4 protein-coding genes are annotated in these 3,769 nt (G+C 66.0%); 2 read left to right on the forward strand and 2 right to left on the reverse strand.

Annotated elements, in window-relative coordinates:
- Positions 1-81: 81 nt before the first annotated feature.
- Positions 82-1,281, reverse strand: a complete 1,200-nt coding sequence (locus tag AZG88_RS28460; RefSeq protein ID WP_061040934.1) for a serine hydrolase domain-containing protein — start codon at positions 1,279-1,281, stop codon at positions 82-84.
- Positions 1,282-1,870: 589 nt separating this feature from the next.
- Positions 1,871-2,143, reverse strand: a complete 273-nt coding sequence (locus AZG88_RS28470) for a hypothetical protein (RefSeq protein ID WP_061040928.1) — start codon at positions 2,141-2,143, stop codon at positions 1,871-1,873.
- Positions 2,144-2,300: 157 nt separating this feature from the next.
- Here AZG88_RS28470 and AZG88_RS28475 point away from each other — a divergent pair, with 157 nt between their 5' ends.
- The gene (locus AZG88_RS28475) at positions 2,301-2,621 is read left to right on the forward strand and encodes a hypothetical protein (RefSeq protein WP_228380605.1); all 321 of its coding nucleotides are present in this window, start codon (positions 2,301-2,303) and stop codon (positions 2,619-2,621) included.
- A gap of 280 nt (positions 2,622-2,901) precedes the next feature.
- Entirely contained in the window at positions 2,902-3,618 is a 717-nt protein-coding gene (locus tag AZG88_RS28480; RefSeq protein WP_005246455.1) for a hypothetical protein, read from the forward strand.
- Positions 3,619-3,769 lie beyond the last annotated feature (151 nt).

The following is a 3,769-nucleotide window of genomic DNA, read 5'->3' on the forward strand; positions in this document are numbered from 1 at the left end:
TGCCCGACCGCCGGCGGTCGCGCCGGCGACCGGGAAAGGCATAGCGCTCGCGCGCATCGGACCGTGGCACCGCGCACCACGTCACCTGGTGGTGGTCGGGGCTGGTGTGGGCGCCAGCGACATCCCGGCGTAGACCTCGTCGAGAACGGTGGGCAGCAAAGCGTTCGCCGTGGTCTTGCCCTCGGGCGACAGGGTCAGGTTCGTCCAGATCACCAGCGTGACGTCGTTGTCCGGGTCGTAGCCGATGAACGAGTTGAAACCCGGCAGCTCACCGCCGTGGTAGTACATCGAGGCGTTCGGCCCGAAACGCTGATAGCTGATGCCGTACCCGTATTGCTGCCCGTCGGGTGTGCTCGGATCCTCGGGTTGCAGGCTGTGGAGCCATTGCTGCTGGTACTCGGCATTCAGGACATTGCCCGACACCAGTGCCCGGATCCACGTGGCCAGGTCGTCTGCCGTGGAGATGGCGCCACCGGCAGCGGTGGCGTACGAGGAATTCTGGTTGGTGTAGTCGAGGGGTTGAAGTGTTCCCGCTCGTGCGGCGGCCTGCATGTCGGCGGGATACTCCTCGTCGACCATCGCGTAGGACGATTCGCCGTACATGTAGCCGTGCGAGTAGCGATCCGGGATGGTCGCGGCGTCGGCGGCAGCGGGAAGCGAGGTTTGCTGCAACCCGAGGGGTCCGAACAATCGATCCCGGAATTGCTCGGCCAACGGGCGCCCGCCGACCTTCTCGGCGATCAGACCCAGCAATGCGTAGTTCGTATTGCTGTACTCGTAGGACGTGCCCGGCGGGAATTCCGACGGGTGCCGGAACGCGATATCCAAGACCTCTTGCGGCGTCCACGCCTTCGCCGGGTCGGTATCCAGAGTGGCCGCGAATTCGGGCGAGTTCGTATAGTTGTAGAGCCCACTGCGCATCGTCAACAGCTCTGCGACGGTGATGTTCTCGCCGTTGGGCACGTCCGAAACGTAGGTGGACACCGGGTCGCCGAACTCGAGCTTCCCGTCCTGGGCGAGGAGCACGGTCAGCGCCGCAGTCATGGTCTTGGTGTTCGACGCGATCCGGAAATGGGTTTGTTCGTCAGGCGGCGTCTGCGCGCCCAGTTCGGTCGTACCGACCACGGCGCCAAAGGTCCCCTGTGGGGTGCGGAGCTGCACCACCGCGCCGGGCACGAGCAGCTCCTCGGCCGCAGCGTTCACGGCGGACTGGAATGCAGCCGGATCGATGGGTTTCAGCGCCGACCCCTCTGGTGCGGCCGCGGTCGTCGCGGCGGGCAGTGCACCGTTCGACGTCGGCGAGGTCGTCGGCTCGGAAGTGGTCGAGCAGCCCGCGATCGCAAGGGCAACGCCCACCGCGAGCACACCGGCGCGGGTGGTATTCAGTGTGCGGTAACGACGCCCTCCGGCCCTCCGGCTCGGCACGTTCTCCGCCGGGGAATCCCTCATCGTCAGTATCACCGCCTCTGCGGCAGGGTCCGATACCGCGCCGATGAGCGGTACCAGCTGGGCAGATCTCCGTGTGCATCGTAACCCCGGTGCCCGCCCGCTCCTTCGACTTCACCGGAACAATCTCCCGCGGAAAAAACATACTTCTCCTTCACGATCGGCCCCCGGGAGACAGAATGCGGGAACCGCACGGACACCCGATCACCGGCTCACCTCCTCCGACCCGCTCATCGTCACCCGCAACAACCCGCCCAGACGAACGCGGCCTCGGAGATCAGTACATCCGCCGCACCTGTAGCGCCCACGAAAATCCGCTCGCGTTTCAAGAATGGTCGCGAGGGTAATTGCGGTGTATGGGCGCACGAGTGAGGACAAGCGGCCGGAGCACACCGGCCAGGCCTGACCGTGGAGGCACTTCCTCTCACAGCAAGACCACGGACAACGACAGCCCGATGGCCACCGCCACGTCGGCGACAATTCGATCGCACCAGACTGCGAAGAAGTCGACGCCGCCCTCGGGCGCAGCCTCGGGGCGGCTGCCACGAAGACGACCGTTGCCCCCCAGGCGACCGGCAGCCGAGAAATCACCCTCCACGTCACGCCGCAGCGTCCCCCGGAGAAGTAAGCCGGCGCCCCCACCGTCGCGAACGGCCCACCCCACGAAGCCGACGGCCCGGAAGCATCCCCGAGACACCGGGTCCCACGAAACGGCGCGCCCTCGGTCCACCACGCCGACCCGTCAGCGCAGGCCCGACCCGATCTCGCACGAGACCGAACGCGGACTCTTGTCGCGGTCGGTCGAGGCGGTCATCGCATGGCTGAAAAACCACGTTCACCGGCTCATGGACGCGATGCGAGAACACACCGAGACGGTGATGCAGAATATTCGGCAGCAGTTCCGGGAATGGATGGACACGCTCGTCGACACGATCGCGCAGAGCGACGCGGGGATCAACGCCGTAATTGCAGGCATTCGGGCCGCCCTGACCGGCAAGAATCCTGTGTGGGCCGCGATCAAAGCGCTCGTGTCCGGGTTGAGCGGCAAGGCCAAGGTCGCCCTGGTTCTCGTCCTGGTCCTCGGGTCCCTGCTCGCGCCGGTACTGCTCGTGGTCCTCCTGCTCGTGCTCGTCGTCGCGGCGCTGGTGGCGGCGGTGCGCGCCGCCGCCAAGTGAACGCCCACAATCTTCACCGTGAACAGGGTTGCCGCTGAGGCACTTCCGATTTTCGGTGCCAATCCGCAATCTCGAGACAGTCCGCGTGGATGCGTGGCCGCGGAAAGCTGCCCGAACCGAATTTTTTGGTGGTGGTTGAGTGTCCCGCGGCTGGGGTAGTCGACAAGCGGCGCCCCATACCGCGCACGGTTTTGCGAGACATTTCCGAGGACGGTTCTGCCACACATTGCCGAAGTGGGCGAGCGGTGCGCCGGCGACTACTCGGTAAAGGGGTTCGACGATGAAAACCAAAGGTCAGGTGGCATTGGCCGTCGGCGCAGGATACATGCTGGGCCGTACACACCGGATGAAGATGGCACTGATGCTCGCGGCCGCGGGCGCGACCGGACGCTTCCCCGGCGGGCCACGCGATTTACTGGAACGCGGTACGAAGATGCTCGCGAGCTCCCCCGAGTTCGCCAAGATCAGCGACTCGGTGCGCGAAGAGCTGGTCAGCGCGGCGAAGGCCGCAGCGGTCACCGCCGCAAGCCAACGCATCAATTCGCTCAACAACCGCCTCCTGTCCAGCGGCGGAGAAGTCGTCGGCGACGTGGGCGACACCGTGGACGACGCTGCGAGTGGTGTCGGCAATTCCGTAGGCAAGCTCAGCAGGCTCGGAAAACTCGGTCGCAAGCGACGCGGCCGGTCCGAGGACGAGGAGTACGACGAGTCCGAAGTCGAGGAAGAGCCGGACGAACAGTACGCCGACGAGGAAGACGAGTACGAGGAGCCCGACGAGGAAGACGCCGCCGAGGAAGATACCGCCGACGAGGAACCCGCCCCACGCAAGCGGCCCGCCGCGCGTCGACGGACTTCCAGCAACGGCAGCTCCCGGCCGACCAGCAGGTCGCGGAGCGCGAAATCCGACGAGGATGACGAAGAGGCCCCAACCAGGGGCCGCAAGACACGGGCGAAGGCCACGACTAATTCTGCGCCCGTCCGGCGCGGCGGACGGTGAGCACGATGACGAACGCCGCGAAGAAACTGCGAGAAACCGCACCGGGTGACGGCAACGGATCGTCCAGCGTGCTCCAGGAAGCAATGCAGAGGCTGGTCGGCACGGTGGCCGACAAGGCACTCTCGACTGTCTCCGACAAGGTGCAGGGTGC

It is taken from the genome of Rhodococcus sp. LB1 (assembly GCF_001583455.1).
Lineage (GTDB): Bacteria > Actinomycetota > Actinomycetes > Mycobacteriales > Mycobacteriaceae > Rhodococcus_F > Rhodococcus_F opacus.